This is a genomic window from Tunturibacter gelidoferens, assembly GCF_040358255.1.
GTDB lineage: Bacteria > Acidobacteriota > Terriglobia > Terriglobales > Acidobacteriaceae > Edaphobacter > Edaphobacter gelidiferens.
On sequence record NZ_CP132938.1, the window covers coordinates 291,956 to 317,838 of the forward strand.

Below are 25,883 nucleotides of genomic sequence, written 5' to 3' on the forward strand. Positions count from 1 at the left end.
TTTCTACTCCTGTTTCGATGCATTTCAGCATGCCGACGTCTACACAGGAGTATTTTGTGAACTTCGAGTATGTGTTTGCGCAAGAAACTGCAAGAAACCATCCATTCCCTCGTTGGTCTTTGCCGATACTTTGAATACGAGCATTCCTGGCCGCACCGCCTGGATGTTCGCGTTGGCAGTCAGTTCATCGAATTCGACCGCCGCTGCAAGGTCGATCTTGGTGATGACTGCTGCGTCGGCGCCGTTGAAGATAGTCGGGTATTTGAGCGGCTTATCTTCGCCTTCCGTCACGGAAAGTAACACGAGCCTCAGATCTTCCCCTAAATCATAAGACGCGGGGCAGACCAGATTGCCCACGTTTTCGATGAAGAGCAGATCCAGCTGGCCTAACTTCCAATCTTTCAAGGAGTTCTCCACCATTGCCGCTTCAAGGTGACAGAGCGTTCCGGTGGTAATCTGCCGCACTGGCGCGCCACTGCGTGCGAGCCGCAGCGCGTCGTTCTCCGTCGCCAGGTCGCCTACCAGTGCAGCTACGCGATAATGCGGCCTGAGCACGGTAAGAGTCTTTTCGAGAAAGGTAGTTTTACCGGCTCCAGGACTCGAGACGAGGCTAATCACATAGGTTCCCTGCGCGCGAAACCGGTCCCGCAGAGCCCGTGCGATCACATCATTTTGTTTGAGAACGTTTTTGCGAACTTCTAACAGGCGCGGTTCAGGGCTCATTGTTTAAGCTCCAGTGCGGTGATGACGAGTTCTTTTCCATGGATCACTTCAGACGCCGGGGTACCGCAGTCAGGGCAACAAAACCACTGCATGGATGCCAGGGTCTTTGGCATGTTGCATGCCGGACAGTAAACCTCTATGGGCACATCTTTCACTACCAGACGTGAACCTTGGAGCGGGGTACCGTCGCAAGCTATCTCAAAAGAGAATAGAAGCGCCTCCTTCACCACACCCGAGAGAGCCCCAAGCTCCAAATGGACCGCTTCTATGTGCACGTTGCGCCGCTCCGCTTCCTCCTGTGCCATATCCACGATGCTCATCGCAATCGAAAGCTCATGCATGAACGACTCCTTCGCGAACGGAATGCTTCACATCGTTGAAGTTGCCGAATGCAGCAAGCGCTGCCTGCCCAAGGCTGATCCCGCCATCGTTAGGAGGCACTGCGTGGTTCGTCCAGATATCGAGACGGTGGGGCAGGAGGAGCGATTTCAAGTCTTCAAGTAGCAGTTCATTCTGAAAAACGCCTCCCGAGAGTACAACCGTATCAATCGCGCGGCTACTGCAGAGTTGAAGAATAAGCTCGGTGGTTCCCGCAGCGACTCCACGTTGAAAACAGCGCGCGATATCAGACACTCCGCGTCCGCGCAGCCGATCACGAATCATTGCTTCGAGCAGCGGGCGGAAATCGAGCTCCCCGTTAGTGATGGGAAAAGGATAGGCTTCCACACTCGCAGAGTCGCGTGCCAGTTGCTCCAGCCAAATCGCAGCCTGACCTTCAAACGTGCTCTCTCTCACAAAACCCAATAACGCGGCAGCTGCATCAAATAGCCTGCCGGCGGAGGTCGTCGAAAAGGTGCGCACGTTGTGGTGTATCAATTGCACGGCGTCCTGATAGTGTGAGGTAAAGTGGAAAGGCGGCTGGGTCAAGTCGGGCAAACCATCGATCTGAACCAGAAAACCGGATGCGGCCTGTACTGGACACTGCGCGGCGCCATCACCTCCGGGGAGAGTCGCTGCGCGCAAGTGGGCAACGCGCTCGAAACCTCGTTCAAGACTTCCTATAAAGATTTCGCCGCCCCAGATGCTGCCATCATCGCCGAAGCCGGTCCCGTCGAAGCTCACGCCTAAAATGCTCTTCTCCCACTCGCCACGTTCTGCAAGGACAGAAGCCAGGTGAGCGCGATGATGCTGTATCGCCCGCGTCTCCTGAGCCAGGAGTGTAGCGGCATGATTTGTCGAAGCATATTGAGGATGACAATCGTGCACTACAAGCAGGTCGCCAGTGTCGATGTCATACATCGAGATGAAATCTTCAATGGTCTTTGCAAAAGCCTGGAACCCTTGATAATGCGAGAGATCGCCAATGTGGTGGCTCACAAAAGCGTGACCGTCGACTACCAGCGTAATCGTGTTCTTTAGGTCCGATCCCAGGGCCAACACCGGGCGCTTGATTGGCAGTCTTGCGACTGCGTTGGGCGCGTAACCTCGAGACCGGCGAAACACCACCGGACCGAATGCTCCGACACGGGCTATTGAATCGTCTACTCTACGCGCGATTGGACGTTCGCCGATTAAAAACGCATCCGCGATTCCGGAGAGCCGCCTCAGCGCGTCCGCATCCTCATAGGCAATTGGCTCGTTCGATCGGTTGGCGCTGGTCATTACAAGCGCTTCCGGTCCACCCGCGGCGAAGAGAAGGTGCTGAAGTGGCGTGTAAGGCAACATCAAACCGAGGTCATGATTGTCAGGCGAAACGCCTTCAAGTTCGAGCCGAGCCTGTGCCAGCACAATCGGACGAGCTGAGGAAGTGAGCAACTCCTCGGCATCGGAGGTAAGAAAAACTAACCGGCTTGCTGCCCCGATATCTTTGACCATGAGGGCAAAGGGTTTTTCCTTACGATACTTCCTGGCTCGCAGGGCAGCGGTTGCTATGGGGTTGCGTGCATCGCAGGCTAGATGATATCCGCCAAGCCCTTTGATCGCGACGATTCTACCTTCACAGAGAAGTTCCGCTGTTCTTCGGACCGCATCCCAACCACTAGCGAGGTCGAGTCCGTTCTGGCGGAGCGTTACATTCGGCCCGCAGTTGGAACAAGCTACAGGTTGTGCGTGAAACCTGCGATTCGCAGGATCGTGGTACTCGGAGTCGCAATATGCATCCATCGGCCACGCCATCATGGTGGTGCTGGCTCGATCGTAAGGTAAGGCGAGGATGACGCTGTAGCGAGGTCCGCAGTTCGTGCAGTTGATGTAGGGATATCTATAACGCCGATCCGATGAGTCGAAGCATTCCTTCAAACAGTCCTCGCAGACAGGGAGATCGGGTGAGACATGAACAACAGGGCGGCCGGCGCGATGACTCTCTCGAATAGTGAACTCGTTCAGCCCCTCGTAGTGTGCGGGTTCGACTTCAATTTCGGAGATGGTGGAAGCGGACGGATGCTTGCTTCGCATCTCTTGAACGAACGTTTCCATGTCCCGCTCGGCGCCTTCGAGATGAATCTCCACTCCCTGGTCGCCATTGAGCACCCACCCGGCCAGTGTGTTGGCATATGCCAGACGGTACACAAAAGGGCGAAAACCAACTCCCTGCACCACGCCGCGTACACGAATTGAGCAGGCGCTTGCCATGTTTATTCTGACTCCACGATGCAACCCCTGCCTTGCCAACCAACCTGAATTACTTTGCCGTCCTCCACCAGCACCGGAACCGTGCGTACGCTGCTGTCGAGGGCATGCATGCGCGCGCGTGCGTCGGAATCGGCTTCCACGTCGTACTCCGTGAAGTCTCGCCTCGTCCATTCCAGCCACTCACGTAACTCCTGCGTGTATGGGCATCGAGCACTCCCATAGAGCTCAAGATTGGCCATGGCTCAACACCTCCAATGCCTCCCGAAGCACGTGATATGCGGACGCCTGCACCTCTTGAATGCGCGGAATATAGTCGCTGCGAACAATGATTGGATAGTCAACCAATCCTCGGCGATAGATCTCTCCGCCGTCGTTGCCCAGAAGAGCAACCGTCAGCAGATCACGCTTGCGCGCTTCTTCCAGGGCCATCACGATATTGCGAGAGCCGCCGCTGGTGGAGATTCCGATCGCGACGTCCGGCGGTTTCGCGTGTGCGAGGAGTTGGCGCAAAAAGATCACCTCGACCCCCACATCGTTAGCCAGCGCGGTTATGGTGGCTGGCTCCATAGAGAGAGATATCGCAGGGACGGTATGGTATCCGATTGGAGGAAGCACACAGTCCATCGCCCAATCGTTGGCGTCCGTCGCTGAGCCGCCGTTACCAAAGAGAATCAACTTTCCGCCACGCAACAGGCGCTCTCGTACTGCAAGAGCCGTAGCACCGATCTGTTCGGATTGTTCTGTCGCGAGGCGAGTCCGCAACAGGGTGTCGTCGTGAACTTTCATTTGGATGGAAGCAGCGACATCGTTGACTATGCCCTCAGTCTCCTGCTTCTTCTGACCCAGGAAAGGATAGAGAAACTCTGTTTGACCTATATCTTGGCCCAGTTCCCGGTGTTCCAAAAAGACGTGAACTGTCTCCCACAGGGTGTGATAAAAGACTTCGACCAGTTCCTGGTGGATAAATGGGTCTTGAGTCGCTGCCTTGAGTGCGTAGGATCCGCATGGGCCGGGCAAAGCGAAGGTCATTGCCCCTTGCGCCTCCGCCGATTCTAAAGCCTCCCACACCTCAGGATCTCCTTCGGGTGGGCCGAAGCCCATCACAATATCTTCCGGGCGAAGAATGGCATCAAGCCATGGGCGCAGGAGTGCTGAGAGATCGAGCGCAGGGAGCGCGCGTTTGCCAACGATCACAGGATGAACGAACTCCACGGAGACGTGTTGGGCATCGGTCGAGTACGGTCCGCGTCCAAATGCCAGCAAACGGCCGCCTCTTAGAAAGCGTTCCGACATCTCACGACAGGCGACTGCCAGTGCGCGAGCCTCCTGAGAAAAGAAGCTTTCCAGAATCTCGTTGCGCAGGAGCAACCGTTCTTTAATGTGTGCTGCGAGATTGACGGCAGTTTGCATACGAGGTCCTAACAGATCCGCGGCAGAGGATCGCCGACCAGCATGTCTACGATCCGACTGCCTCCGTAGCGAGTGATGACCAGAACTGCGTTGGCTGGCTCGACTCGAACCTGCCCAACAATCCGGGCTTCTTCACCACCCGCCGTCTGCTGCAACGAGTTCAACGCGATGGCAGCATACTCCGGAGAAACTACAGCAAGAAACTGGCCTTCGTTCGCGATGTGGAGAGGATCCAATCCGAGGAGCTCGCAGGCGCCACGAACCGCATCATGCATGGGGATCTCTTCCTCGAGCAATTCAATTCCCAGGCCACTATCGCGCGCCAGTTCATTGAGAGCGGTAGCTACGCCTCCGCGCGTCGGATCGCGCATCCAGTGAATTCCAGGGCCGCATTCTGCCGCCAGCGCTTCGACCAACGGCAGAACGGACCGCGTGTCGGAGTACAAATCTGCTTCGAAGTCGAGCTCACCGCGCGCCAGAAGAATGGTGATTCCGTGATCGCCAATCGGACCGGATAAGAGGATCTTGTCGCCTGGACGCACCGAACGGGCATCGACTTTGACGCCAGGCAGCGGGGTACCGATCCCCGCGGTCGTGATATACATCCCGTCGGCTTTGCCGCGTTCGACCACCTTAGTATCTCCACCAGCCATCACGACTCCCGCCCGTTTAAGAGCTCCAGACATCGCGCGGACTTCGGCTTCGAGGTCCGCCGTAGGAAGGCCTTCTTCGAGAACGAAGGTCACGGTCATGGCAATGCCTTTGGCCCCGGAGACTGCGAGATCGTTCATAGTACCGTTGACGGCTAGTTCGCCGATTGAGCCACCGGGAAAATGTAAAGGCTTGACAACAAAGCTGTCGGTCGTGAAGGCGATTCGCGCACCCCCCACCTCGAGATGCGCGGCATCGCTTAGCGGCTTTCGAGAGGCGGGATACAGAAGCGGCGCAAACAGGCCCTCGACCAGTCTTCGGCTAGCCTTCCCACCGGCTCCGTGCGCCATTTCAATCTGAGGATCGCGAAATCGAACCACAGATGGCGAACTCGCAGCCGTAGTTTCAATCTTCAGGCCACGGAGCTGATCCTCGTCACCAGCGATTTGCGGTACTCGTAGTTGTAATATGCTGCGCATGAGCCCTCTGACGAAACCATAAGCGCACCGATTGGATGTTCGGGAGTGCACTCCTTCCCGAACAACTTACACTGCGCTGGTTTCAAAACGCCTTTTAGAACTTCTCCGCATTGCGCCGACTTCGGGTCCGTCACTCGTGTCTCCGGAACAGAGTAGCGTTGCTCGGCGTCCCAGGCGACATACTTTTCACGAATCCGCAATGCTGACTGGGAAATGAATCCAAGTCCGCGCCATTCAAAGTAAGGCCGCAGCTCGAAGACTTCGGCCATTGCCTTGAGAGCTGCGCGATTACCCTCCCATGGCACCACACGCTTGTATTGATTTTCGACTTTGGCCTCGCCCGCTTGTAGCTGCCTCAAAAGCATGATGATGGATTGCAGCAGATCCAGTGGCTCAAAGCCGGAAGTAACTACGGGTTTGCCTTCATTCCTGGCTATCCATTCATAAGGTCTGCAACCGATCACCGTTGAGACATGCCCTGGTCCGATGAACCCATCGAGACGCATATCCGGAGAATCGAGAATGGCGCGGATTGCAGGCACGATGGTGACGTGATTACAGAAGACAGAAAAATTATGGATACCCTCTGCCTTGGCGCTCATCAGCGTGAGCGCAGTGGAAGGAGCCGTCGTCTCAAATCCGATCGCGAAGAAGATGACTTCCTTCTCTGGAAATTTTCTGGCCAGTTCTAACGCGTCCGCGGGGGAATATACAATCCGCACATCGGTTCCGCGAGCCTTGTGCTCCAGTGGGCTGCCGTGTGCTCCTGGTACTCGCATCATGTCGCCGAAGGCCGCGAAGATGGTGTTTGGGTCTTTGGCGATAGCCAATCCATCATCGATCCTTCCCATGGGCAAGACGCAGACCGGACAGCCGGGGCCGTGGATGAGGTCGATATTGGAAGGCAGGATATCCTTGAGCCCGAAGCGATAGATGGCATGCGTGTGGCCACCACATACTTCCATGATGCGGTAATGCCTCCTGGGATCGGCGAGACGGCGAATCTCTTCGGAGGCTTTGGTGATCAGTTCAGGGTCACGAAATTCGTCCACATATTGCATGCTCAATCTCCCTAGGAGTAACGCGTCCCGTTCAGTGGGATCGGACCGGCGCGGTCGGCGCGGTCTTCGAGACCATACCCCCGCACTTCTTCCATGACTTGTTCGACTTCGCCCAGAGCTGTGAGAAGGCGCATCTGCTCTGCGGCATCTTGCTCGCTAATCTTGGACATAGCAAATCCGACATGGATCAACACCCAGTCGCCGATCTTCGGCATGTCATCTTCGAGAAGGCCCAACTGGACCTTGCGCCGCACTCCAGTTACTTCCACGACGCCTACAAGATTAGGACCGGCAACCAGTTCGATAATCTTGCCTGGTATGGCTAGGCACATTGACTGACTCCCTTCCCGGACGCACGATTCTCTAACACGAAGCTCATAGTTGTCACTCCTCTTCCCGCGCTACCATCTCGAAGGAGAACTTCAATTCATCCTTGAGTTTGATCGCTCCTCCCGCCACGGAGATCGGTTTGATCTCGTAGTCGGTCTGCTTCAGGATGAAATCACCCGAGGCTCGCAGCATCGTCCCGAAGACAGCGACACGAGCAGTAACCGGCTGCCTACGTGTGACGCCGTGGAGCGCCAGGCTGCCGTCTAGAACGGTAGTGTACAAAGACTCTCCCATCCTGGTGATTGAGAGCATAGGTGCTTCGTAAACGATTTCGGGATACTTTGCCGTCTCCAACACTTGCTCGTTCATCAGCCTTTCGATCTCACGGCGATCTTTATCGGCGATGTCGTCCTGAACGCTCAGCGAATTCGCCTGGATGCTCATTTTGAATTCGCTGCCCTGGATCGCTTCCGGACTGAAGTTCACGTCGCCGCTGAAGTTGCGAACGCCGATAGTCGGATTGTGTCCCACTGCTGACAACAGTCCAGTGGCAAAGGCATGCACCGTTAATCGACTCGCCCTTGCATCGACGACGTAATGAACAAGCGTGGTTTTTGTCGTTTCCATTGAATTTGTCACATGCTGCAGGCTCCATCCTGCTGCCGCGCCGGGTCTGTCTACATGGCCCGCATCTTTAGATAGCGTTGAACATCAGGCATCGCCACCTGGGCGAGATTGCCGATTCCTATTTGGGACATATAACGGCGAATGGACGGATTGGAAAGAATCAATCCAGCTCCAAACACCACCAGGGCCACACCTCCCAGCATGTAAAGAGTTTCCTTATCGTTGCCTACTCCGTTGGTCGTTGATCCTTCCAGTTCCATCGACATATCGACTCTCCTTTGCCGCAGTTTCTTCAGGCAGCCCTCACACGGGGTCGCTTTCCAGGATTTTTTTTATCAACGTCTCGGTCGTCTTCACCGCTCGCTCCACAGCAACCTCAACAGGTTGACTAAGCCCCATATGCCCTTCGTCCCCGCCCAGCGTGGCCGGTTCGCAGCCAACCAATAGAATTCGTTTTAGAGGTCTATGCATTGCGCTCGCCATGCGCAGGACGTTCATCGGATGCATGCTATGCGGCTCAACGAAGTTGCCCGACGGTTCGGCAGCTTCGTTTGGGTCCAGTTCGACGACGGAGACTGTCCCCGGCGCTTGTCCGTGAGGATAGGCGTCGATAAGAATGGTGGTCTCATAACGGTCCTGTAGGGCGTAAACAAGGTCAAGGCCACGGATACCGAAATCAATGACGCGTACCTCTTCGGGCAGAGCGCAGCCCGAGAGGCGACGTACAACCTCCACTCCAAAGCCGTCATCTCCAAGGAAGATGTTGCCGATGCCGGCGATCAGAATACGGGGTTGCGAAACATTTTTTTTCTCACACTGTTCTTCTTCCGGGAGCGGTTCAACCTCGGTCACTTTGAAAAAGAAGCGATGCCCCGGCTGACGCAGCATCCCCAGGTCGCGGCCGGGATCGTCCTCGAGAACCACACAGATGTGCTGCTGGCCTTCGTAGTCCTGTTCAATGCTCTCGACAGTCGCGATCTGGCCGCGCAGCGCAAGGTCAAGTATGTCCCCACCCTCATGGGGATTCAGACGAACGCGATGGCCTGTCCTTACCTCAGCTCCTCCAATTACCACATGGTCGACCTGCTCCTTATCTTCGAGAAGGCTCCACTCCCATTGATTCATCGCACCTCCTCCTTGAGCGGAGTCAACCCGCGCAACACACCATGAAGTTTCATGAACTGCTCTTCCGGCATCGTCTCAGTGCGTTCCAGAATCTCTCGTGCACGGTCGTCGGATTGCCTCATCTCGCGCTTCTCATCGTCCGTCAGTGTAAGGATTCGCAGGGAGAGGATCTCGTCGATCTCGGTTGCGTCAAAGAGATTACCCGCGCTCTCCGGAGCGATCTGCGGATAGTCATAGAGGATGATTGGCGACGAGAGCATCGTCTCCGCATGATCTCCAACCAGCACTGGCCATGTCCCGACGTTGTTGCACAGGGCGGCAACATCTTTGAACTCCGCCGGAGGATCGAGCAAGGAGATGAACTCTCCCTGATCGATGCCCAGAATAGTATGGGCAGACACCAGCGAGAACGCGAGTGCGTCTTCACGGTCCGTAGTTGCCAGAGATTCAAAGGGGGAGACATTGCGGACGCGGACCGTTACCCTGAAGACTCCGTCTGAGCTCTGTGTTGAACCGAACTGTATCGATGCAGTTAGATTCTCCCACTCGCGCACAATCACTCCGACGGCCCTTCCCTGCTCATCATGCAGATACTCAAAAATTTTCCCCGCAGGGAACGCCAGATATCGAGGAGCAAGCGACGAGAGCGACGCAGGATCGAGCGCGGCAGAGGTGTGTTCTCGTTCAACGGCCTCCTGCCATGGTTGAAATACACGGCTATCTACTTCGAGACGATCGACTATATCGAACTCCGGTTCAACGCCCTCAGGCTCCTCCTTTCCTGACGCGCGAAGCTTCCCGATTGAGCGCTGCACTATTTGCAAGAAACGTAGCTTCACGCTGAGCATTGTGGATGGAGTTGCCTTGAGCAGGCACTCGGTCTGCATCGTCCAGGCATCAGATCCCTGCTGCAGTTCGCTGTAAGCCTGAGGGCAAAGCACTCCGAAGTTCCAACGTCGCTGATTTTTGACCGAAGACGGCCGATACGGATACAGCATGTATCCCTCGTAGAGCACAGCCTCAGCGATCTTTTCCACCCGATCCAGATTCACGATTTCACCGCCACTTCCATGGGGAGAACTTCTTCAAGCGTCTGCTCCCAGCTGGGAATACCGTGCTGCATCTTGTAGCGATAGAGCCGATCAAAGACATCCCGACGCAAACTCAGCCAGACATGATTGGGATAGTAGGAGTCCATCATCTCGCGCCAGACCTTTACCGGGAGTTTGAATCTCGCCTCCTGCTCCCAGGAGATAGGCGCTACCTGCAGTCCGCTATCCGGCGGCGCATAGAAGACTGTCCCGCTAAAAAAGATATTGAGAGGAATATCACCATCCGTGAGCCCTTCAAAATATTTGGTGGCAGCGACATTAAAGTCGAAGGTGCAGGGGACGTGAAGATCGGCTACCGTAGTTGTGCCCGCGAAAGCAGGAATGACCATATTGAGGTTGGTCCAAAGCAGGTTGCGCAGCGTTTGGCTCCACCTGTCGGGCGTTCCGAAGAGGTCAAGCATGCGCTCTTGCTCCTCTGGAGGATAGCGTCGACGGGTGACTTCAATCTGAATCTGACAACGCAGAGCGATGGTGTGGATCGACTCGTTAGCCGCGGCGTTCATGATCTTAAGTTTGAAAGCGAGTGTCGGCGCAGCTGCAAATGGAACAACGCTCGCTCCCTCGATCTGAAAGCTCAGGTCAGGCATTGGCTTCTCCGCTAACTACATCTGCCTTCGATCGGAGATCGGAGAAGAAGCGGCCTATCTCTGTCCAGACATCGGCCCCTCCGGAGAGTCCTCTCCAGTTGGTACGGATCAACCCCACCAATTTGTAACATTCGTCGATCGGTGCGATATAGTACTCGGCCCGAGTAAGCCCATGAGCATGGCCTACCCGGTTGACCAGCAGGGTCTCGACATCGGGCAGGAGGCGACTTAACGCACGATTCCCATCTGCGATCTCATTCCATGCCTCGAGCGGCAGCAGCGATTCGACCGCGCCCGCCGGACTTGGATAGAGCGCGACGACTCGGCCCTCAATGCTCGAACGAAAGAAGAACGCCATATTGATCGGAATGAGCAGACTCTCCCACTGCCCGTCGGTCATTTCGAAGTCGGTCAGATACTGAGCACGTCGGGGGACACGCTTATACTTTGACTTCTCCATTCCGTCGAAGAGCATCGCGCATGCATCGCAGGCACAGAGTATCTGCCGTGAAATCAGTTCCACCAAATGCGGGTGGTCCTGCGCAAGTCCGGCGCTGCATAACTCGCACTGCTCCAGCGGACGCGATTCGGAGCTTCGTGTGCGCGTGAACTGACGAAGTGCTCCGAAGGCCTGTTCGAATGGTGGCAGGGTCTCTTCATTCATAGCGAACTCTTTTCGTCATGGGTCGAAGGCGCTCTCAATCGACACCATCTCTTTCCAGGGAATTGCCGGTGCCTACCCCTGCGAGTCGCTGACCCAATAAGCTTTCCAGTGTGACAAAGCCCACAGGCGTTGGCTCTTCCAGCCCAAGAACTTCTATCGATGTCACGTCCGGCGCAAACTCGTACATCCCGTCTTCCACAATCGACCGCAGATCGTTCGTAGATGATCCGCAGCTATGACCGGAAGTCGATAGACGAACACGAACGGCACCTTCCTGTAAGTCCTCAAGCTCGACCGTGCAGGAAAGTTTGCGTAGACGAGGACGCATACGCTCTATCGCTTTTTGTACGCGAATTTTGAACTCGTCCGGATGCAGAGAGTAAAGCAACAATAAGTTACCGACGATTGGATCTTGCCCCATCTTGTCAACGATCCCCGGAGCAAAATTTCCAGCATCGAAGACGATCTCCATCGCCCGTTCCAGGCCTCTACCATGCACTTCCATAAGAAGTTGCACTAACTCCCTGCCCGCAACCTTTGCGGCACTATCCGGCAGCTCGTCAAATTGTGTGACCAACTTGCCCAAGTGCCGGACCTGTTCCTGAAACTCACCGTCGTTAGCCACACGCCTCCTTCAACCTTCAATCGGTCATGAGTACGAACTACGGCTGGAAACCGAACATCGGCGAGTGAGAGGTCTCCAGCACCTTTCCATTTCCGAGGTACATGTGTACGCCGCAGGGCAGACATGGATCGAAGCTGCGCACGGCGCGCATGATATCGATTCCCTTGAATTTATCCGGCCCGTTTTCCTCGAAGATAGGTGTATTTTGCACCGCATCCTCGTAGGGCCCCGGCGTTCCGTACATGTCGCGGGGATTGGCGTTCCACGGAGTCGGCGGATAGGGGTGGTAGTTGGCGATCTTGTGATTGCGGATCACAACATGGTGCGACAAGACTCCGCGCACCGCTTCGTGGAAGCCGCAACCGATGGCCTCCTCGGGCACCTTGAAGTCGTTCCACGTCTTCGTGCGGCCGGCATGCAACTCCGCCAACGCCTGCTCGGCGAAATGTAGTGCAGCTGCCGCAGCGTAAGCCTGGAAGTAAGTTCGAGCCCGATCTCGTTCAATGGCATTACTCCACTTGGGAATCTTCCACTCGAGCTCTACCTCTGGAAGCGAGACGGTCTTGGGCAGATAGATCTTGACGCTATGTCCAGTTGCCTTCACGTAGCCAATATCCACGATGCCGGCCAGCGCGGTCGCCCAGAAACGCGCGATCGGGCCGCCGCCCGTATCAAGTGCAAGATAGTCTTTCGTCCTCGCGTCATACCAACGCGGCGACATCACCCAGGTGTACTTGTCTTTGAAGTCGCGCTTCTGAGGCCTGGGTAGCGTGCTCTGGTTCCAGGGGTGACGCTGATCGACTGGATTTCCGAGGGGATCTTTCCGGACGAAGGTCTCGGAGTTCTGCCAGTCATCATAGTAGGAACTGCCAAGCAGAATGCGGATGTTCAGGTTAATATCCACCAGATCCGTCGTCACTAGTTTGCCGTCAACCACAACGCCCGGCGTGACGAACATGCCGCGGCCCCAGTCTGTCATCTTCTGATAGGTGTAGTCGCAGACATCTGGGTTATTGAACGAGCCCCAACATCCGAGAAGAATCCGCCTGCGGCCCACCTCCTCGTAACCGGGGAGAGCTTCGTAGAAGAAGTCGAAGAGATCGTCATGGAGTGGCACAACCTTCTTCATGAATTCCACATACTTCATCAGCCGGACGATATAGTCCGTAAACAGTTGCACAGTAGGCACCGTACCCACGCCGCCAGGATACAGAGTGGAGGGATGAACGTGACGGCCTTCCATCAGACAGAACATCTCACGCGTGTAACGACTCACCTGGAGAGTCTCGCGATAGAATGATCCCGTAAACGGATTGAGGGCCGTCATGATGTCGGCGATGGTGCGGAAGCCATGCAGCTCCGCGTGCGGCGCGGCGGTCTTCGTCGCTTTTTCCCAGACGCCCGGATTGGTCTCTTTCACCATCTTCTCGCAGAAGTCCACGCCGACGAGATTGTCCTGGAAGATATTGTGGTCGAACATATACTCGGCAGCCTCGCCGAGGTTCACGATCCACTCTGCGATGGCAGGCGGCCGCACACCAAAGGCCATGTTCTGTGCATACGTCGCGCACGTAGCATGATTGTCGCCACAGATACCGCAGATACGGCTGGTGATGAAGTGAGCGTCGCGCGGATCTTTGCCCTTCATGAAGATGCTATAGCCGCGAAATATGGAAGAGGTACTGTGACACTCCGCCACCTTGCGCTTGCCAAAATCAATCTTGGTAAAGATGCCGAGACTGCCGACGATCCGGGTGATTGGATCCCAATTCATCTCTACCAATTGGCTTTTGTCGGCCTCTGCCTCTGTACGTACAGCGGTAATCGTGCCCATCGTAATCTCTCCTTGGCTTCGTTAGTAGGAATTGGGGTGGTAGCCAGTGGTTAGTTCGGCGCGAGGATGACGCCACTTCGGCTCTTTATTCACCGTGTCGTTGGTCATCTTGCGCAAAGCCCGAATCGCCTTACCATAGACGCCGATCGCGCCGCTCGACAGCTTGCCTCCGGGCGGCTCGTCCATAAACGGCATGAACTTGTCCGGGAAGCCCGGCATGGTGCAGCCAATGCAGATGCCGCCCACATTCGGGCAACCACCGATCCCGGCCATCCAGCCACGCTTGGGTACGTTGCAATTCACAACAGGACCCCAGCATCCCAACTTCACAATGCACTTCGGCGAGCCATAAGAAGTGGCGAAGTCACCTTGCTCGTAGTACCCCGCTCGGTCGCAACCCTCGTGTACTGTCTTGCCGAAGAGCCAGGTTGGCCGCAGTTGATCGTCGAGAGGAATCATCGGCGCCAGACCGGCCACCTGATAAAGGAGATATAGAAGTGTCTCCATAAAATTGTCAGGCTGCACCGGGCAACCAGGAACATTCACGATCGGAAGACCAGCTTTGGACTTCCAGTCCCACCCCAGATAATCGGCCAGTCCCATACAGCCGGTGGGATTGCCCTCCATAGCGTGGATTCCGCCATAGGTCGCGCAGGTGCCGCAGGCCACGACAGCTAGTGCCTTAGGCGTCAGTCGATCGATCCACTCATTGGTCGTGATCGGCTGTCCGGTGTTCGGATTGGTGCCCAAAGCTGCCCAGTACCCCTCCTTCTTGATCTTTTCGTTGGGGATAGACCCTTCTATAACCAACACGAACGGCTCGAGCTTTCCCTGCTCCGCCATGTAGAAGTACTTCATAAAGTCATCGCCATTTTCGTAGGCGAGAACTGGATTGTGCAGGTGGACTTTGGGCAGGCCGGGAATCGCGCCCAGAACAACATCCTCGACACTAGGCTGCGTAGCTGCGGTGATGGACACTGTGTCTCCGTCACACCCAAGACCAGCGGTGATCCACAGAATATGCAGCTCAGCCACAGCAGGTTTCTTTTGAGTGACTCGGCCGTAAGGGACTGTTTCTTGAGCCATAACCTGGGTTCTCCTCTTCGGATACGGGCTGGTCTTGCCTGAAGATTGCAGGCCGCGCGTTGAGACGCGAAACCTGAGGTGCAAATCGCCTGAAGGGAAACTCCCCGACAATCGGCGAAGCGTAGCCAGTAGAGAGGTTGTCATGCAGAACCCGCAAGCGGGACTGACCCTATTTCTTTCTCATACTTCTTACTTAGCGGGGGCTAGGGGATTACCTGATGCGAATCTGCAAGAACGTTTTGCCATGCGAATCGCATTGGATTCAGATTGAGAAGAAATGACTGAACGAAACGTCGCGCCGTCTAGCCCAACGGAACTAATTGGGCAGCTCACAGGAAGTCAACCTGTCTTCTCGTCGATCTTCCACTGAATTGCATGCTGGATCAGCTCACGCCCGCTGTGCAGGCGAAGCTTTTCTTTGATGTGTGCCTGATAGGTCTCGACCGTCTTGATGCTGAGGTGCAACTCCTCGGCAATCTCACGCGTGCCGCGGCCCTCGCCGATCAGGCAGAACACCTCCAACTCGCGATCAGAGAGCGTGGAGATTCGAGAGTGGAGCGCCGCCGGAGAGCCGCCAATATACTGTTGAAGCATCTTGTTGGCCATGCGATCGCTCAGATACACCTCGCCGCCAAGTATGCGGCGCACGGCAATCAGCACCTTCTCCGTAGCCTCCTGCTTCATGATGTAGCCGTTCGCACGAGCGCGCAGGGCACGCTCCGCATAGATGGCCTCATCATGCATGGAGAGAACTAATATAGGCAGATCTGGATGGGAGGCTCGAATGTTTTTGAGCAGATCCAGCCCGTCCGGACCATTGAGAGAGATGTCCACGATCATGATGTCTGGTTTCTTCTGAGAGATCGCCTGCATCGCAGCCTGCGCCTCTTCGGCCTCGCCGCAGACTTCAAGATCTCGCTGCTGGTTAATCAATAGAGCCAGTCCCTGACGCAAAAGTGGATGGTCGTCGACTACGAAGACGGTTCTCTTGCCCGCATAAGACTGCCCCGGAATGTTTGTCGAAGCCATAGTCTACGTACCGGGTTTCAGGGGGAAGATACAGGTCACGGTCGTTCCATGGAGTGGCTCGGGCGCAACCTCTAGCGTTCCGCCGATCATGGCCGCTCGATAGTTCATGATGTGAAGTCCCATGCCTTGACTGTTTTCGCGACGTTCTTCGATGCCGGCTCCATCGTCACGAATCGACAATGTACCGCGGTCATTCTCAGCTGACAGACGAATAAGGATTTTACGTGCGCGGCCATGCTTCAGAGCATTGTTCACTGACTCCTGAGCGATATGGTAGAGGTGGGTGGCCATCGCGTCGTCATAGATCAAAACGGCAGGTTCGCACTCGAAACGACAGGATATTCCGAAGATATCCTCTACCTCCGCAGCCCAGAGCAGCAACGCTGACATCAGCCCATGGGTATCGGAGACAACGGGTAGTAGACCTCGGGCCAACTCTCGCGTCTTGTAAATCGCCTCATTCACCAATCGGACGATCTTGGCTGCATCGTTGGCCTCGGCCAGGCGTTTCTCCGCCAACTTAGCCTCATGAACCTTCGCCATAAAGGCGATGCCCGTCAGATGTTGCCCCAGACCGTCATGCAGGTCCTGACCGATGCGTCGTTGTTCTCTTGAGCTGATGTTCAGGAGAGCTTTCTCCAACTGCTCGCGCTCGGTAATGTCGATGCCGGTTGCGATGATGTAGTTGGGTGTTCCGTTGTTACCCGGCAACATGGTGCTTGACCAGGCGATGAGTCTCTTCGTCCCATGCCGAGTAACCCAATAGCTTTGGTAGTCCTCCGGCAGCAGATCCGCGCTCAGTTGCGAAAAGATCGACTTGAAGCGTTCCACTTCTTCAGGCACGAGAAAAAAATCCCAGATGCGTTTGCCCCTGACCTCCTCCAGCGAATACCCGGTCGTCAGCTCACAGGCTCGGTTGAATCGCGTGATGCGTCCATCCGGATCGAGAACAACGACCAGCGCGCCGACAGTGTCGAGAATGGCGGAGACGACGTTGCGCTCCTGGTGGAGCGCCTCCTCTGTGTGCTTCAGGTCAGAGATATCAAAGGCAACACCGTGTATGAACCAGGGCTGGCCGTCGGGCCGACGCATCATCTTCGCATCGCAGTGAAACCAGATCACATGTCCGTCGCGTGCGATGACCCGATAGGACGACCGCAGCGGTTTGCCGGAGAGAAACATGCCCGCGGCCTCCAGGCTCCAGCGCTGCTTGTCGTCCGGATGAATGTGCTCATACCAGCGAATAGGGTCTTCCAGCCACTCCTCTCGCGAGAACCCGAGTGCCTCCTCGATCTGAGGGCTGACGTATGCCTCGCTGATGCCGCGATCCAGATAGACCATGAAAACCACGGCAGGAATTTGTTCAAGTAGCGCGCGGTATTTGGCTTCGAGGCTCGAAGTGTGAGCGTCAGGGGTCTGCGTGGATGGGTCCCCAGTTGGCTGCTCACTCTCGGAGGGTGAAGACTGTATTCTACCCCCGAACAGACTTGCTAACTCGAGCAGAACCGCCTCCGCCTCGTTCAGGTCTGGCAGCAGCGCGCTGTTTTCAACGCCAACCTCACGGTCTTTCCATTCGGCCTTAGCAAGTGAAGCCATTCTTCGCTCCGTTCGGCTTGGCGCTTCCTAGTCAGCGTTGTTGGCCCGGGGAAATACTTTGCTGCCGCCAGCTTGGCACTTTATTGAGCGATGCCTGAGTGAATTTGCGTAGTGCATGAATCGCTCGTCCATAGGTCTGAACAGCTGCTGACGAGAGAAGCGATCCGGGTGGTTGGTCCATAAATGGCATAAATTTATCCGGAAATCCTGGCATCGTGCACCCAATACAAATGCCGCCTACGTTCGGGCATCCGCCAATCCCGCCCATCCATCCACGCTTGCCGACATTGCACTGGACCACCGGTCCCCAGCACCCGAGTTTTACGATGCATAACGGCGATCCATACTGCTCTGCAAATTGCGCCTGCTCATAGTAACCGCCACGATCGCAACCCTCATGCACTGTGCTTCCGAAGAGCCAGGTGGGGCGCAACTGCTCATCGAGGGGAATTATAGGTGCATGTCCGGTAGCCATGTAAAGCAGATACAGCAGAGTCTCCATAAAGTTGTCCGGCTGGACAGGACAGCCCGGAACACAAACGATCGGGACTGCAGCCTTGGATCTCCACCGCCATCCGAGATAGTCAGGAAGCCCCATGCACCCGGTTGGATTGCCCGCCATCGCGTGAATTCCGCCGTACGTCGCGCAGGTTCCAACGGCAATCACCGCCCAGGCATGGGGGGCCAGCCGGTCGATCCACTCGCACGTTGTAATTGGCTGCCCGGTCGTCGCATCTGTGCCCAGCGACGCCCAGTATCCCTCCGGTTTATTGTTCTCATTCGGGATGGAGCCCTCAACAACAAGGATGAAGGGTTCCAGCTTGCCCGCCGCAGCCAGATGGAAACAGCGCAGAAAGTCTTCGCCAACTTCAATAGATAGAAAAGGGTTATGGAAGTTCACCTTTGGGATCCAGGGAATTCCCCCTAGGACAACATCCTCAATGCTGGGCTGCGTTGCGGCCGTCATCGCGATTGTGTCTCCGTCGCAACCTAACCCCGCAGCAATCCAAAGCACATTGATTTCTTTGATCGGCGGTGAATGCTGATCCCAGCTCTCCACGAATCCCCCTTGGGATTGCGTTCCGGCAAGACGTTCCATAACATCTTGTGCTCGAAAGAGAACTTAGGCAAGTCAGGCGTCTATCAATCTCTTCGAGAGACCCGGGACTCCGCAAACAGCGCTCCGACGAATCAGGCCCGCCCGGCGAACTCCCGCGTCTCTGTGTTCACCTTGATCTTTTCGCCTTCTTTGATGAACAACGGTACGCGAATCTCCACACCCGTCTCCAGTTTGGCTGGCTTGGTCACGCTGCCACTCGAAGTGTCGCCGCGAACGCCCGGTTCGGTGTACGCAACAGACAGTTCCACCTGAACTGGCAGCTGCAGCCCGATTGGATTGCCGTTATATTTGTCGATCTGAATCAGAACACCCTCGACCAGCAGGTCCAGTGCATCCCCTACAATCTCATCGCTGAGGGAGAGAGTTTCGAAGCTCTCCTGGTCCAGAAAGTACGAGCCATCTCCGTCGCTGTAGAGATAGGATGCCCCAACCGTCTGCAGATCCGGCTCCTTGAACTTGTCGCTGGCCTTGAACGTCTTGTCGAAGACTGCGCGCGTAAGCATGTTACGCATTCTCAAACGGACCAGCGTCTGGCCGCCCCGAGCCGTCGGAGTAGAAATCTCCGCCTCCAGGCAGCAGAACGGAACGTTTTCAAACTCAAAGAACATCTTGCGTTTCACATCGATGGCGTCGATCAATGCAGCCATAATTTCCCCGAATACAAACTAACGTACAGATTTTGCAGCGGCCTAGCTCTTTCATTGCCTAAACTGCGAATGACCATAGGATAGCAGGGAGGCACAGCATTAGTTTCGTTTGGCCAACGCTACAATCCTTCGAGGCATGCAAAACGTCGCGACCGAGCCACGAACTACCGGCTCCATGGGACTGACTTAACGGGATCGTTTCTCACGCCCTACCATCAAACCGTAACGCAACAGATCGCTCGGCAAACAGGCTAACGGAGCTAATTAGCTGAGTCCCCTTGCAAACCACTGTTGCAGGTCGGAGCACTGATCGGATTGCATCGCGCGACCGCCTTTCCAGGAAGCGTGACAACATAATTCCCTGGCCAGCGAGCGGGTTCGTTGACAGGATAGTCGGTGCTCAGCAGTTGAGCTCCGCTTGCAATCATAGCGTCGCGTATCGTAGTGTCGTTGGCACGAGCCTGCTTCGTGTCCGAGTCGGTGCGAGCGCGGATGAGATATCCCTTGCGAACGAGCGATGCGATATCCGCTTCAGGACCGTCGTTGCGCTCGATAAACGCGGCATCGGGCTCGCCAGGTTCGGAATTAGTGAAGAGAACGCGGCCACGCAGAGCAGGATGACCGGCAACGTAGACAGGGCCTACGGCACGCTGGTCCATCAGAAAGATAACTTTGCCGCGTGCGCTGTCGAGGCTTGGCCAATTTCCCGCGAGAACCGCTTCGTTGAGCGTATCGTAGTGGCCGCGCACATCATCAGGAGTGATCAGTTCGCTGGCCGGAAAGACGGAACGGATCTCGGCATCGAGTGCGTCAAAAGTGGCAGAGGTAAATGGTTCGGGTTCAGTAAGCTTGAGCTTCCCCGGAGAGCCCTGTTTGGTCTCAACGAGGATGAAGATTGGAATGTGTTTCGGATGAGCCTGCGACCACTGGCGAACCTGCTCGAGGCATGCAATAAATGGCTGACAAGTGCTGCGATAGTCCACGTCTCGAACGTGCATAACCTTAAACCCCGACTTCAACATCACCCCGTTAGGATCGAAGTCGGGGTCAGGCGGGAGGTTGGCGGCCGCGACCGTCAGGGGACCAGACGGATGAGCATAACGCCCACCTTCGGTATCGGCATAAACGTCCAGTTCAATCTGTCGAACACCGCTATCAAACTGCTGCTGCAGCGGCTGATGCTGATAGTCGAGTCCCTTGTACGCATCGGCGTACTTCGCCTGCCAAAGTTTCGACTCGCTCAACGCAATCCCGCGTGATAGCTGTTGTGCGTGCCGATGACCTGGATCTGGTTGAGTTTGAGAGCACCATCGGCCGCCGCAGTCTGCGCGTTGAAATAACTACTGCTGCCCAGAGATGCGGACAGAACCATTGCCGAAAAGACGCGTAAGGAGAGAGAGCGCAATCTGTATCCTTTGATTTCCGTGGAGCTTTTCAAGTTATCGCAATCGAAGCGTCTTCCCGCTAGATAGCGCGGTAGGACTTGCTAGAGTGCGTAGACCAGTCGACGAGGCTTTCATTCAAGAAGCGCCAGGTGGCCCGTTTCGTGTCGACTTCCATGAGCATGTACGCATTGGGATCATAACGTGTGGCGGCCATGACGTAGTGCTGCGGGCCATAGATGCGGCCATAGTCGATCCACTTGTGCCTGTGGCCGGAGACGACTAGCTGAATCGTCTCTTGGTACTTCACCAGTAGCGGCTGCAGCCCATAATCAGCGAACTCTGTGGCCTTATTTTGAATCAGCGGGTAGTGGACAAAAACGAAGGTAGGCTTGTGCTGCTGCAGCTGGGCTTCAAACCAGTGAAGCTGTTCTTCGCCGAGCAAGCCGATCCCCGGGTTGAACTCTGAAGATGTGTGATCCTGCGTGCCGCCAAGGAAGTTATTCAGGTGGACAAATTTGTAACCTTTGTAGTCCAGCACAGAGTACGGCTTCGTGTTGAACTTGGCTTCGAAGAGACGATGGCTCATCTCCGCGAAACTCTCCGCACGTCGTAATCGTGGTTTCCGAAGCCAAGATGCACCGGCATCTTGAACCCGTCCGTGATCGTCTTCGCATTGTCAAGCCGCGTGTTGTTCTTGAAGTAAAAGTCATAATCCGTCGAAGGATAGTTGTGAAAGTAGTCGCCGATCAGGAAAACCTGCTCAATGGCCGGGTTCAAGGAGTTAATGAGATCGCGAGCCGAAGTGAGTCGAGGTGTCGTCAGCAGAATGCTCTCGTTGTCCTCCGCTCCGTTCTCGCTACCTTTGACGTAATAGTCGTCGATGATATGCGTATCGGCGACAAGCGCGAAGTAGAACTTGTCGAGCGAGACAGCCATCCGGACCTGCTCCGCCCATAGCCTCTGAGTGAGCAGGCTACCGAGCGAAGCACCGGCGAGGGAGACGAATCTTCTTCTATCCATGACGAAAGATCCTCTGAGTTCTGCTTAGAAAATGATCTTCCCGGCAAACTGCAGGATGCGGGCCGGACCGGTAGTAGCAGCGGTGACGACACCGAAGCTGGTGGAGGTGGGACTAAAAGTACTGCTTCCCGGAAAGCCAAGGTTCGTCTGGTTGAGGATATTGAATGCCTCGACGCTAAAGTCAAACGACGTGCCTTCGGGATAGAGAGCGAAGCTCTTATGCAGACCAAGGTCGAGTTGATAGAAGGGATCGAACCGGATGGAGTTTCGGCCGGCGTTGCCGTAGGGGTGGTTCTGGTCCGGCAGACTGAAGGCGTTCAGATTGAGCGCTGTGATGCCCTGGTTACTGTTCACACGCACTCGCTTCGACTTGGGCAGCACGGCCGCACTGCTGATCTGATTCGGGCGTTGATTAAGAATGGTGCTGACGGACTGGTTAGAATCGGGTGAATAAGTTACATTGACTGCCTGGCCGCTGCTGGCGCTGTTGATAGCCGTGATCTGCCAGCCGCCCAATGCCTCCTGCAGAAGCAGCGGTGCGCTGCCTCCGAACATGCGGCCCTTGCCGTAGGGCAGATCATAGACAAGGGTGAGAATCTCGTTCAGCGGTTGATTGTAGGCCGACGGTCCACGTTCCCCAAGTGGGTTGGTGAGATTGATGCGCGAGTTATCACCGTTCGGAGTATCCAGGTGGCCGCTGGCGTTGTCCTGCGCCCGCGAGTAAGTAAACGAGTTGAGCAGATACAGACCGTGTCCGGCGCGATGCTCCAGTTTTGTCTGCAGCGCGTTATAGCCGAGGAAGCCGGCGGGAAGCGTCTCTTCGATCGTAGTGAATGTCTTCAGCGGGCGCCCCTGGTTCTGGTTCAGCAGATTGACGCAGCCAGAGGTCACGAGGTTCCCATTGCAGGTTGCCGTAACGGGATTCGCATTCGCCTGGTTGTAGTCTGCGAGAACCTGAAGCTTCACGCCATGCTCTCCGACGTAGGAGACCTCGAAGGTGGTGGAAGGACCAAGCTGACGCTGTACCGTCAGGTGATAGCTCTGAACGTAACCCGTAGGCAGGTTCTTGGGGATATAGCGAGCTTGCGTACTGGCGTTGCTGGCCGCAGTAACAATCGACGGACTGGTAAAGTCCGTGGGATAGCCTTGCATCGTGGTTCTGAAACAAGGCGTCGGATTGGCAGGATCGAAAGCGGCTCCCAACTGTGCCGCCGTACAGACGGACTCCGTCTTAGCTGTGCCGACAATGCCCGGATTCGCAAACGAGGGGATCTGATTCACATTAGTGTTGACGATGTTAGGCAGGTTGTAGACAAGCAGATTCTCGCCGCCTTCGCGATTGAACTGCGCAAAGTTGATACCGTATCCAGCCCGTATAACAGTCTTCTGATCGACGGAGTAGGCAAGACCCAGGCGAGGAGCGAAATCCAGCTTCGGCGTATTCACCAACGCGCGGTTGTAGAGGGAACCGGACGAAGCCTGGATAAGGGAATCCGTGGTCGGATCGAAGTTAGCCAGCAGATTCTGTGACTCCCACTGCGGCGTCACCAACTCGTAACGTAAACCAGCATCGACGGTCAGGCGAGAGCTGAGTCTTATGTCGTCCTGCAGATAAAAGTAATGCATCCTCTGATTCAGGTGGACGATAACAAAGTTGTTGAGCTGGTAGGCACTGCGTGCGCCGAAGATAAAGTCAGCCAGTGCAGCAGCCTCTTTGGTGCCAGTATCCGCCGCACTGAGCGTTGCCGTCGAGGCGCCGGTGTAGCTGAAACCACCATTGTAGGTATCCTGACCGAAGACAGGGTTGAAGTCATCGATCGTGGTAAAGATCGACTGGTACTCGTAGCCAACTTTATAGGTACTGTGTCCACCGATCTACGTGTAGTTCACCTTCGGATTGTAGATATAGGGATTCTGAAACTGAGGGTTGCTTCCCTGGTTTCCAAACTGAGAGAACGTGTTGACGCTCTGCACATTCAAGCTGCGAACCACCTGCGGATCTGTCGGAAGCCCCGGAATGCCGTCCATCAGATTAGGTAGATTCGCACCATAAGGGCTCTTGCCGCCATCCGTTCGGGTAAAGGCGAAGCGCGCATCCAGGATCGAGTTTTGATTGAAGATGTGAGTCACGCCGCCGGCGATCTGCTGGTTGAAAATATTGACTGTGCCATTACTATTACCGCCGGCAGGCCCTTGAATGTTGGGTGGCGAAACGATCTTGCCCTGATGCTGGCTATAGCGGACAAACGCAGTGGTGTGCTGGCTGAAAGTCTGATCGACGCGAATGTCCCCCTTGTCGTCGTTGATGGTGTCTGACGGCAGCGAGGCATAGTTGTTGGCGAAAGGACTGCCGGGAACATTCGGCGCAGGAAGCGCAGCCAGCACGCCTTTTGCAAAAGACGAAACCGAGGGATCGTTGAACGGAATGACACCGTTGGTGTACTTCTGACCTGTAAGCGGGTTGAGCAGCGGCACCGGAGTACCGCTCTCGGCTCCGCCAAAGGATCCGTTTGCGTTCTTCACGGCTGCTAAGAAAGGTGTAGCCGCCGTTCGCAATCGCGAGCGGGCTGGTTCCGAGTTGGTTCGCTGTCGGGATAGTGGCCACATTGAATGCATGGACGACCTGTCGCGTTCCCTCGTAGTCTGCAAAGAAGAATGTGTGATCCCTCCAGATTGGCCCCCCGAACGTGCCACCGAACTGGTTACGTATCAGAATTGGCTTTTGCGCTTTGCCCGTCAACGGATTGGTCGGAGGAGTAAACGGCCCGATAGCGTTGAAGACGGTGTTACGGATGTAGTCGTAGGCCTTGCCGTGGAACTGATTTGAGCCGCTACGTATACTGACGTTGATCACGGCTCCGGCAGACCGGCCGTACTCGGCGCTATAGTTATCAGTCTCGACGCGGAACTCGTTGATGGCATCTGGTGATGGAGGGATAGCCTGATTAGAAAATCCCTGGTTTGAGGTGCCGTATGCGTTGTTGTCCAAACCATCAAGCAGGAAGTTATTGAATTCGCTGCGCTGACCGTTAACATTGAAACTCGCGTCGCGGCTGCTGTCAGTCGAATTCTCGAGGATATTCCGACGCACACCCGGGACCAGCGCGGCGAGATCAGCGTAGGCGCGACCATTCAGCGGAAGATTTTCAACCTCGCGCGTTCCAATAACCTGCCCACGTTCGCTGCTGTCTGTTTCAAGCAACGCCGCAGCGGAGTCGACGGTCACCGTCTCGCTATTAGATCCGATCTTCAAAGCTACATCGACGCGCTGTCGAGCGTTGACGGTAACGGTAAATATCTGTGTCGTGCTGACATCAAACCCACTCGCCTGCGCAGTCACCAGATACTGGCCAATCTTTACATCCGTAAACTGATAAGCGCCCTGATCATTGGTTTGCGCGGTCACCTGAGCCTTGGTCTCCTGGTTGACGAGGGAAACGGTTGCGCCGGAGAGGGTCGCCCCTGAGGAATCGCGCACATACCCAAGGACGGAGGCGGTCTCAAACTGCGGGCAGCGAGACAGATCCTATTGGGAAAAAACAAACCGCGACAACAAACAGCAAAAAGCGTTTCACAGACACTCCAGAAGTTTTAATAAGAGATACGGGTGATAACTCAGTGAGGGTGTACTGCTCCCTCTGAGCACATGAACCACTATAGTGCGCGATTTGCGTATATCAGATATCACCAACGCTACAGAATCGTGAATTTCCTCGGTCCTCGCTTTGTTTCCGGACCAGATTTCATGCACACTCATGCAATGGTGCGTGTCGGTGTCGACGAGAACCTTGCTCCGCAGTTGCTGGTAGATTTTCCTCGCGAAGCAGAAATCGTCCGAATTCCCCGCAGACCATCGGCGATTCTCGAAGTTGACTTCTGGATCCTGGTCTTCGCACGCAAAGATGCCCGGGAGACCTTCGCCCGTTTGCGCGGCGTCAAGGTGGTGCAATCGATGATGGCGGGCGTTGACTGGATTAGGCCTTGGCTGCCGAAGGAGATAGTACTCTGCGACGGGCGCGGCATCCACGACATCTCGGCCTCCGAGTGGGTCCTCACCGCAATCCTCACGTCCTTGAAGAGAGTTCCACGCTATCGCGATCTGCAGCTACGTCAGGAATGGAAAGGTTAAGCTTCCGTATCG

The 25,883-nt window shown here is 55.7% G+C and carries 29 protein-coding genes and 1 pseudogene; 2 read left to right on the plus strand and 28 right to left on the minus strand.

From position 1 onward, the window contains the following. Window positions 1-39: 39 nt before the first annotated feature. The 11 genes from hypB to RBB81_RS01730 are packed head-to-tail and all read right to left on the minus strand — an operon-like array spanning window position 40 to window position 8,800. Entirely contained in the window at window positions 40-723 is a 684-nt protein-coding gene (gene hypB, locus RBB81_RS01680) for a hydrogenase nickel incorporation protein HypB (protein ID WP_353072485.1), read from the minus strand. Then, window positions 720-1,064 carry a hydrogenase maturation nickel metallochaperone HypA gene (locus tag RBB81_RS01685; RefSeq protein ID WP_353072486.1) on the minus strand — a complete coding sequence of 115 codons (345 nt, stop codon included), beginning with the start codon at window positions 1,062-1,064 and terminating at the stop codon, window positions 720-722. The genes hypB and RBB81_RS01685 overlap by 4 nt, the downstream gene beginning before the upstream one ends. Continuing rightward, entirely contained in the window at window positions 1,057-3,354 is a 2,298-nt protein-coding gene (hypF, locus tag RBB81_RS01690) for a carbamoyltransferase HypF (protein ID WP_353072487.1), read from the minus strand. Before hypF ends, RBB81_RS01685 begins: the two co-directional genes overlap by 8 nt. A gap of 2 nt (window positions 3,355-3,356) precedes the next feature. Further along, window positions 3,357-3,593: a Uxx-star family glutaredoxin-like (seleno)protein gene (locus tag RBB81_RS01695; RefSeq protein ID WP_353072488.1), complete on the minus strand. Its 237-nt coding sequence runs from the start codon at window positions 3,591-3,593 to the stop codon at window positions 3,357-3,359. Beyond that, the gene (locus RBB81_RS01700) at window positions 3,580-4,764 is read right to left on the minus strand and encodes an SIS domain-containing protein (protein WP_353072489.1); all 1,185 of its coding nucleotides are present in this window, start codon (window positions 4,762-4,764) and stop codon (window positions 3,580-3,582) included. The genes RBB81_RS01695 and RBB81_RS01700 overlap by 14 nt, the downstream gene beginning before the upstream one ends. An 8-nt stretch (window positions 4,765-4,772) precedes the next feature. Further along, window positions 4,773-5,894: a hydrogenase expression/formation protein HypE gene (gene hypE, locus RBB81_RS01705; protein WP_353072490.1), complete on the minus strand. Its 1,122-nt coding sequence runs from the start codon at window positions 5,892-5,894 to the stop codon at window positions 4,773-4,775. Continuing rightward, on the minus strand, window positions 5,828-6,955 hold the full coding sequence (hypD, locus tag RBB81_RS01710; protein WP_179586084.1) for a hydrogenase formation protein HypD: 1,128 nt from the start codon (window positions 6,953-6,955) through the stop codon (window positions 5,828-5,830). The genes hypE and hypD overlap by 67 nt, the downstream gene beginning before the upstream one ends. 11 nt (window positions 6,956-6,966) lie before the next feature. Beyond that, window positions 6,967-7,287: a HypC/HybG/HupF family hydrogenase formation chaperone gene (locus RBB81_RS01715; RefSeq protein ID WP_179586086.1), complete on the minus strand. Its 321-nt coding sequence runs from the start codon at window positions 7,285-7,287 to the stop codon at window positions 6,967-6,969. Between the two features lie 52 nt (window positions 7,288-7,339). Further along, a complete protein-coding gene (locus RBB81_RS01720; RefSeq protein WP_353072491.1) occupies window positions 7,340-7,912 on the minus strand; it encodes a YceI family protein in 573 nt (190 codons plus the stop codon). Window positions 7,913-7,962: 50 nt separating this feature from the next. Then, window positions 7,963-8,178, minus strand: a complete 216-nt coding sequence (locus RBB81_RS01725; RefSeq protein WP_183791514.1) for a DUF6893 family small protein — start codon at window positions 8,176-8,178, stop codon at window positions 7,963-7,965. A 37-nt stretch (window positions 8,179-8,215) separates the two neighbouring features. Continuing rightward, window positions 8,216-8,800 (minus strand): hydrogenase maturation protease, encoded by a 585-nt coding sequence (locus tag RBB81_RS01730; RefSeq protein WP_353072492.1) that lies wholly within the window; start codon window positions 8,798-8,800, stop codon window positions 8,216-8,218. On the opposite strand from RBB81_RS01730, the gene RBB81_RS01735 reads away from it, so the two are divergent. Then, window positions 8,780-9,082, plus strand: a complete 303-nt coding sequence (locus tag RBB81_RS01735) for a hypothetical protein (protein ID WP_353072493.1) — start codon at window positions 8,780-8,782, stop codon at window positions 9,080-9,082. The genes RBB81_RS01730 and RBB81_RS01735 overlap by 21 nt on opposite strands. Here the strand turns inward: RBB81_RS01735 and RBB81_RS01740 are convergent. From RBB81_RS01740 to RBB81_RS01820, 17 genes and pseudogenes are all read right to left on the minus strand, one after another. Next, a complete protein-coding gene (locus tag RBB81_RS01740) occupies window positions 9,034-10,089 on the minus strand; it encodes a hypothetical protein (RefSeq protein WP_353072494.1) in 1,056 nt (351 codons plus the stop codon). The two genes, RBB81_RS01735 and RBB81_RS01740, sit on opposite strands and share 49 nt — an antisense overlap. Next, complete coding sequence (locus tag RBB81_RS01745) at window positions 10,086-10,736, minus strand: DUF6084 family protein (RefSeq protein ID WP_353072495.1); 651 nt, start codon at window positions 10,734-10,736, stop codon at window positions 10,086-10,088. The genes RBB81_RS01740 and RBB81_RS01745 overlap by 4 nt, the downstream gene beginning before the upstream one ends. Beyond that, on the minus strand, window positions 10,729-11,400 hold the full coding sequence (locus RBB81_RS01750) for a DUF5947 family protein (protein ID WP_353072496.1): 672 nt from the start codon (window positions 11,398-11,400) through the stop codon (window positions 10,729-10,731). Before RBB81_RS01750 ends, RBB81_RS01745 begins: the two co-directional genes overlap by 8 nt. A 34-nt stretch (window positions 11,401-11,434) precedes the next feature. Then, complete coding sequence (locus tag RBB81_RS01755; protein WP_353072497.1) at window positions 11,435-12,025, minus strand: NifU family protein; 591 nt, start codon at window positions 12,023-12,025, stop codon at window positions 11,435-11,437. A gap of 37 nt (window positions 12,026-12,062) precedes the next feature. Then, window positions 12,063-13,859 (minus strand): nickel-dependent hydrogenase large subunit, encoded by a 1,797-nt coding sequence (locus tag RBB81_RS01760; protein ID WP_353072498.1) that lies wholly within the window; start codon window positions 13,857-13,859, stop codon window positions 12,063-12,065. A gap of 21 nt (window positions 13,860-13,880) precedes the next feature. Then, window positions 13,881-14,945 (minus strand): hydrogenase expression protein HypE, encoded by a 1,065-nt coding sequence (locus RBB81_RS01765; RefSeq protein WP_183791507.1) that lies wholly within the window; start codon window positions 14,943-14,945, stop codon window positions 13,881-13,883. Between the two features lie 339 nt (window positions 14,946-15,284). Further along, on the minus strand, window positions 15,285-15,974 hold the full coding sequence (locus RBB81_RS01770) for a response regulator transcription factor (protein ID WP_353072499.1): 690 nt from the start codon (window positions 15,972-15,974) through the stop codon (window positions 15,285-15,287). 3 nt (window positions 15,975-15,977) lie between these two features. Then, on the minus strand, window positions 15,978-17,570 hold the full coding sequence (locus RBB81_RS01775) for a PAS domain-containing sensor histidine kinase (protein ID WP_353072500.1): 1,593 nt from the start codon (window positions 17,568-17,570) through the stop codon (window positions 15,978-15,980). Between the two features lie 31 nt (window positions 17,571-17,601). Then, window positions 17,602-18,669 carry a hydrogenase expression protein HypE gene (locus RBB81_RS01780; RefSeq protein ID WP_353072501.1) on the minus strand — a complete coding sequence of 356 codons (1,068 nt, stop codon included), beginning with the start codon at window positions 18,667-18,669 and terminating at the stop codon, window positions 17,602-17,604. 92 nt (window positions 18,670-18,761) lie between these two features. Then, window positions 18,762-19,337, minus strand: a complete 576-nt coding sequence (gene efp / locus RBB81_RS01785; RefSeq protein ID WP_353072502.1) for an elongation factor P — start codon at window positions 19,335-19,337, stop codon at window positions 18,762-18,764. A gap of 260 nt (window positions 19,338-19,597) precedes the next feature. Further along, a complete protein-coding gene (locus RBB81_RS01790; protein WP_353072503.1) occupies window positions 19,598-20,581 on the minus strand; it encodes a phosphatidylinositol-specific phospholipase C1-like protein in 984 nt (327 codons plus the stop codon). Beyond that, entirely contained in the window at window positions 20,578-20,742 is a 165-nt protein-coding gene (locus RBB81_RS01795; RefSeq protein WP_353072504.1) for a hypothetical protein, read from the minus strand. Before RBB81_RS01795 ends, RBB81_RS01790 begins: the two co-directional genes overlap by 4 nt. A gap of 59 nt (window positions 20,743-20,801) precedes the next feature. Beyond that, window positions 20,802-21,308, minus strand: a complete 507-nt coding sequence (locus RBB81_RS01800) for a metallophosphoesterase family protein (RefSeq protein ID WP_353072505.1) — start codon at window positions 21,306-21,308, stop codon at window positions 20,802-20,804. Beyond that, window positions 21,305-21,742 (minus strand): metallophosphoesterase, encoded by a 438-nt coding sequence (locus RBB81_RS01805; protein WP_353072506.1) that lies wholly within the window; start codon window positions 21,740-21,742, stop codon window positions 21,305-21,307. Before RBB81_RS01805 ends, RBB81_RS01800 begins: the two co-directional genes overlap by 4 nt. A 24-nt stretch (window positions 21,743-21,766) precedes the next feature. After that, the gene (locus RBB81_RS01810; protein ID WP_353072507.1) at window positions 21,767-23,368 is read right to left on the minus strand and encodes a TonB-dependent receptor; all 1,602 of its coding nucleotides are present in this window, start codon (window positions 23,366-23,368) and stop codon (window positions 21,767-21,769) included. A 249-nt stretch (window positions 23,369-23,617) separates the two neighbouring features. Further along, a complete protein-coding gene (locus RBB81_RS01815; protein WP_353073979.1) occupies window positions 23,618-24,265 on the minus strand; it encodes a hypothetical protein in 648 nt (215 codons plus the stop codon). A gap of 394 nt (window positions 24,266-24,659) precedes the next feature. Then, a pseudogene (locus tag RBB81_RS01820) lies at window positions 24,660-25,220 on the minus strand (carboxypeptidase-like regulatory domain-containing protein); the annotation flags it as partial. A 267-nt stretch (window positions 25,221-25,487) separates the two neighbouring features. On the opposite strand from RBB81_RS01820, the gene RBB81_RS01825 reads away from it, so the two are divergent. After that, window positions 25,488-25,871 (plus strand): hypothetical protein, encoded by a 384-nt coding sequence (locus tag RBB81_RS01825; RefSeq protein WP_353072508.1) that lies wholly within the window; start codon window positions 25,488-25,490, stop codon window positions 25,869-25,871. The last annotated feature ends 12 nt before the right edge of the window (window positions 25,872-25,883 follow it).

Bases quoted from the DNA above. Each gene is read 5' to 3' on its own strand.
- RBB81_RS01760 (WP_353072498.1), bottom strand. From the start codon at position 13,859: ATGGGCACGATTACCGCTGTACGTACAGAGGCAGAGGCCGACAAAAGC.
- hypE (WP_353072490.1), bottom strand. From the start codon at position 5,894: ATGCGCAGCATATTACAACTACGAGTACCGCAAATCGCTGGTGACGAG.
- RBB81_RS01730 (WP_353072492.1), bottom strand. From the start codon at position 8,800: ATGCTGCGTCAGCCGGGGCATCGCTTCTTTTTCAAAGTGACCGAGGTT.
- RBB81_RS01810 (WP_353072507.1), bottom strand. From the start codon at position 23,368: ATGCATTACTTTTATCTGCAGGACGACATAAGACTCAGCTCTCGCCTG.
- RBB81_RS01825 (WP_353072508.1), top strand. From the start codon at position 25,488: ATGCACACTCATGCAATGGTGCGTGTCGGTGTCGACGAGAACCTTGCT.
- RBB81_RS01735 (WP_353072493.1), top strand. From the start codon at position 8,780: ATGCCCCGGCTGACGCAGCATCCCCAGGTCGCGGCCGGGATCGTCCTC.
- RBB81_RS01805 (WP_353072506.1), bottom strand. From the start codon at position 21,742: ATGGATAGAAGAAGATTCGTCTCCCTCGCCGGTGCTTCGCTCGGTAGC.
- efp (WP_353072502.1), bottom strand. From the start codon at position 19,337: ATGGCTGCATTGATCGACGCCATCGATGTGAAACGCAAGATGTTCTTT.
- RBB81_RS01695 (WP_353072488.1), bottom strand. From the start codon at position 3,593: ATGGCCAATCTTGAGCTCTATGGGAGTGCTCGATGCCCATACACGCAG.
- RBB81_RS01720 (WP_353072491.1), bottom strand. From the start codon at position 7,912: ATGGAAACGACAAAAACCACGCTTGTTCATTACGTCGTCGATGCAAGG.
- RBB81_RS01750 (WP_353072496.1), bottom strand. From the start codon at position 11,400: ATGAATGAAGAGACCCTGCCACCATTCGAACAGGCCTTCGGAGCACTT.
- RBB81_RS01775 (WP_353072500.1), bottom strand. From the start codon at position 17,570: ATGGCTTCACTTGCTAAGGCCGAATGGAAAGACCGTGAGGTTGGCGTT.
- RBB81_RS01725 (WP_183791514.1), bottom strand. From the start codon at position 8,178: ATGTCGATGGAACTGGAAGGATCAACGACCAACGGAGTAGGCAACGAT.
- RBB81_RS01715 (WP_179586086.1), bottom strand. From the start codon at position 7,287: ATGTGCCTAGCCATACCAGGCAAGATTATCGAACTGGTTGCCGGTCCT.
- RBB81_RS01685 (WP_353072486.1), bottom strand. From the start codon at position 1,064: ATGCATGAGCTTTCGATTGCGATGAGCATCGTGGATATGGCACAGGAG.
- hypF (WP_353072487.1), bottom strand. From the start codon at position 3,354: ATGGCAAGCGCCTGCTCAATTCGTGTACGCGGCGTGGTGCAGGGAGTT.
- RBB81_RS01770 (WP_353072499.1), bottom strand. From the start codon at position 15,974: ATGGCTTCGACAAACATTCCGGGGCAGTCTTATGCGGGCAAGAGAACC.
- RBB81_RS01780 (WP_353072501.1), bottom strand. From the start codon at position 18,669: ATGGAACGTCTTGCCGGAACGCAATCCCAAGGGGGATTCGTGGAGAGC.
- RBB81_RS01800 (WP_353072505.1), bottom strand. From the start codon at position 21,308: ATGAGCCATCGTCTCTTCGAAGCCAAGTTCAACACGAAGCCGTACTCT.
- RBB81_RS01745 (WP_353072495.1), bottom strand. From the start codon at position 10,736: ATGCCTGACCTGAGCTTTCAGATCGAGGGAGCGAGCGTTGTTCCATTT.
- hypD (WP_179586084.1), bottom strand. From the start codon at position 6,955: ATGCAATATGTGGACGAATTTCGTGACCCTGAACTGATCACCAAAGCC.
- RBB81_RS01765 (WP_183791507.1), bottom strand. From the start codon at position 14,945: ATGGCTCAAGAAACAGTCCCTTACGGCCGAGTCACTCAAAAGAAACCT.
- RBB81_RS01700 (WP_353072489.1), bottom strand. From the start codon at position 4,764: ATGCAAACTGCCGTCAATCTCGCAGCACACATTAAAGAACGGTTGCTC.
- hypB (WP_353072485.1), bottom strand. From the start codon at position 723: ATGAGCCCTGAACCGCGCCTGTTAGAAGTTCGCAAAAACGTTCTCAAA.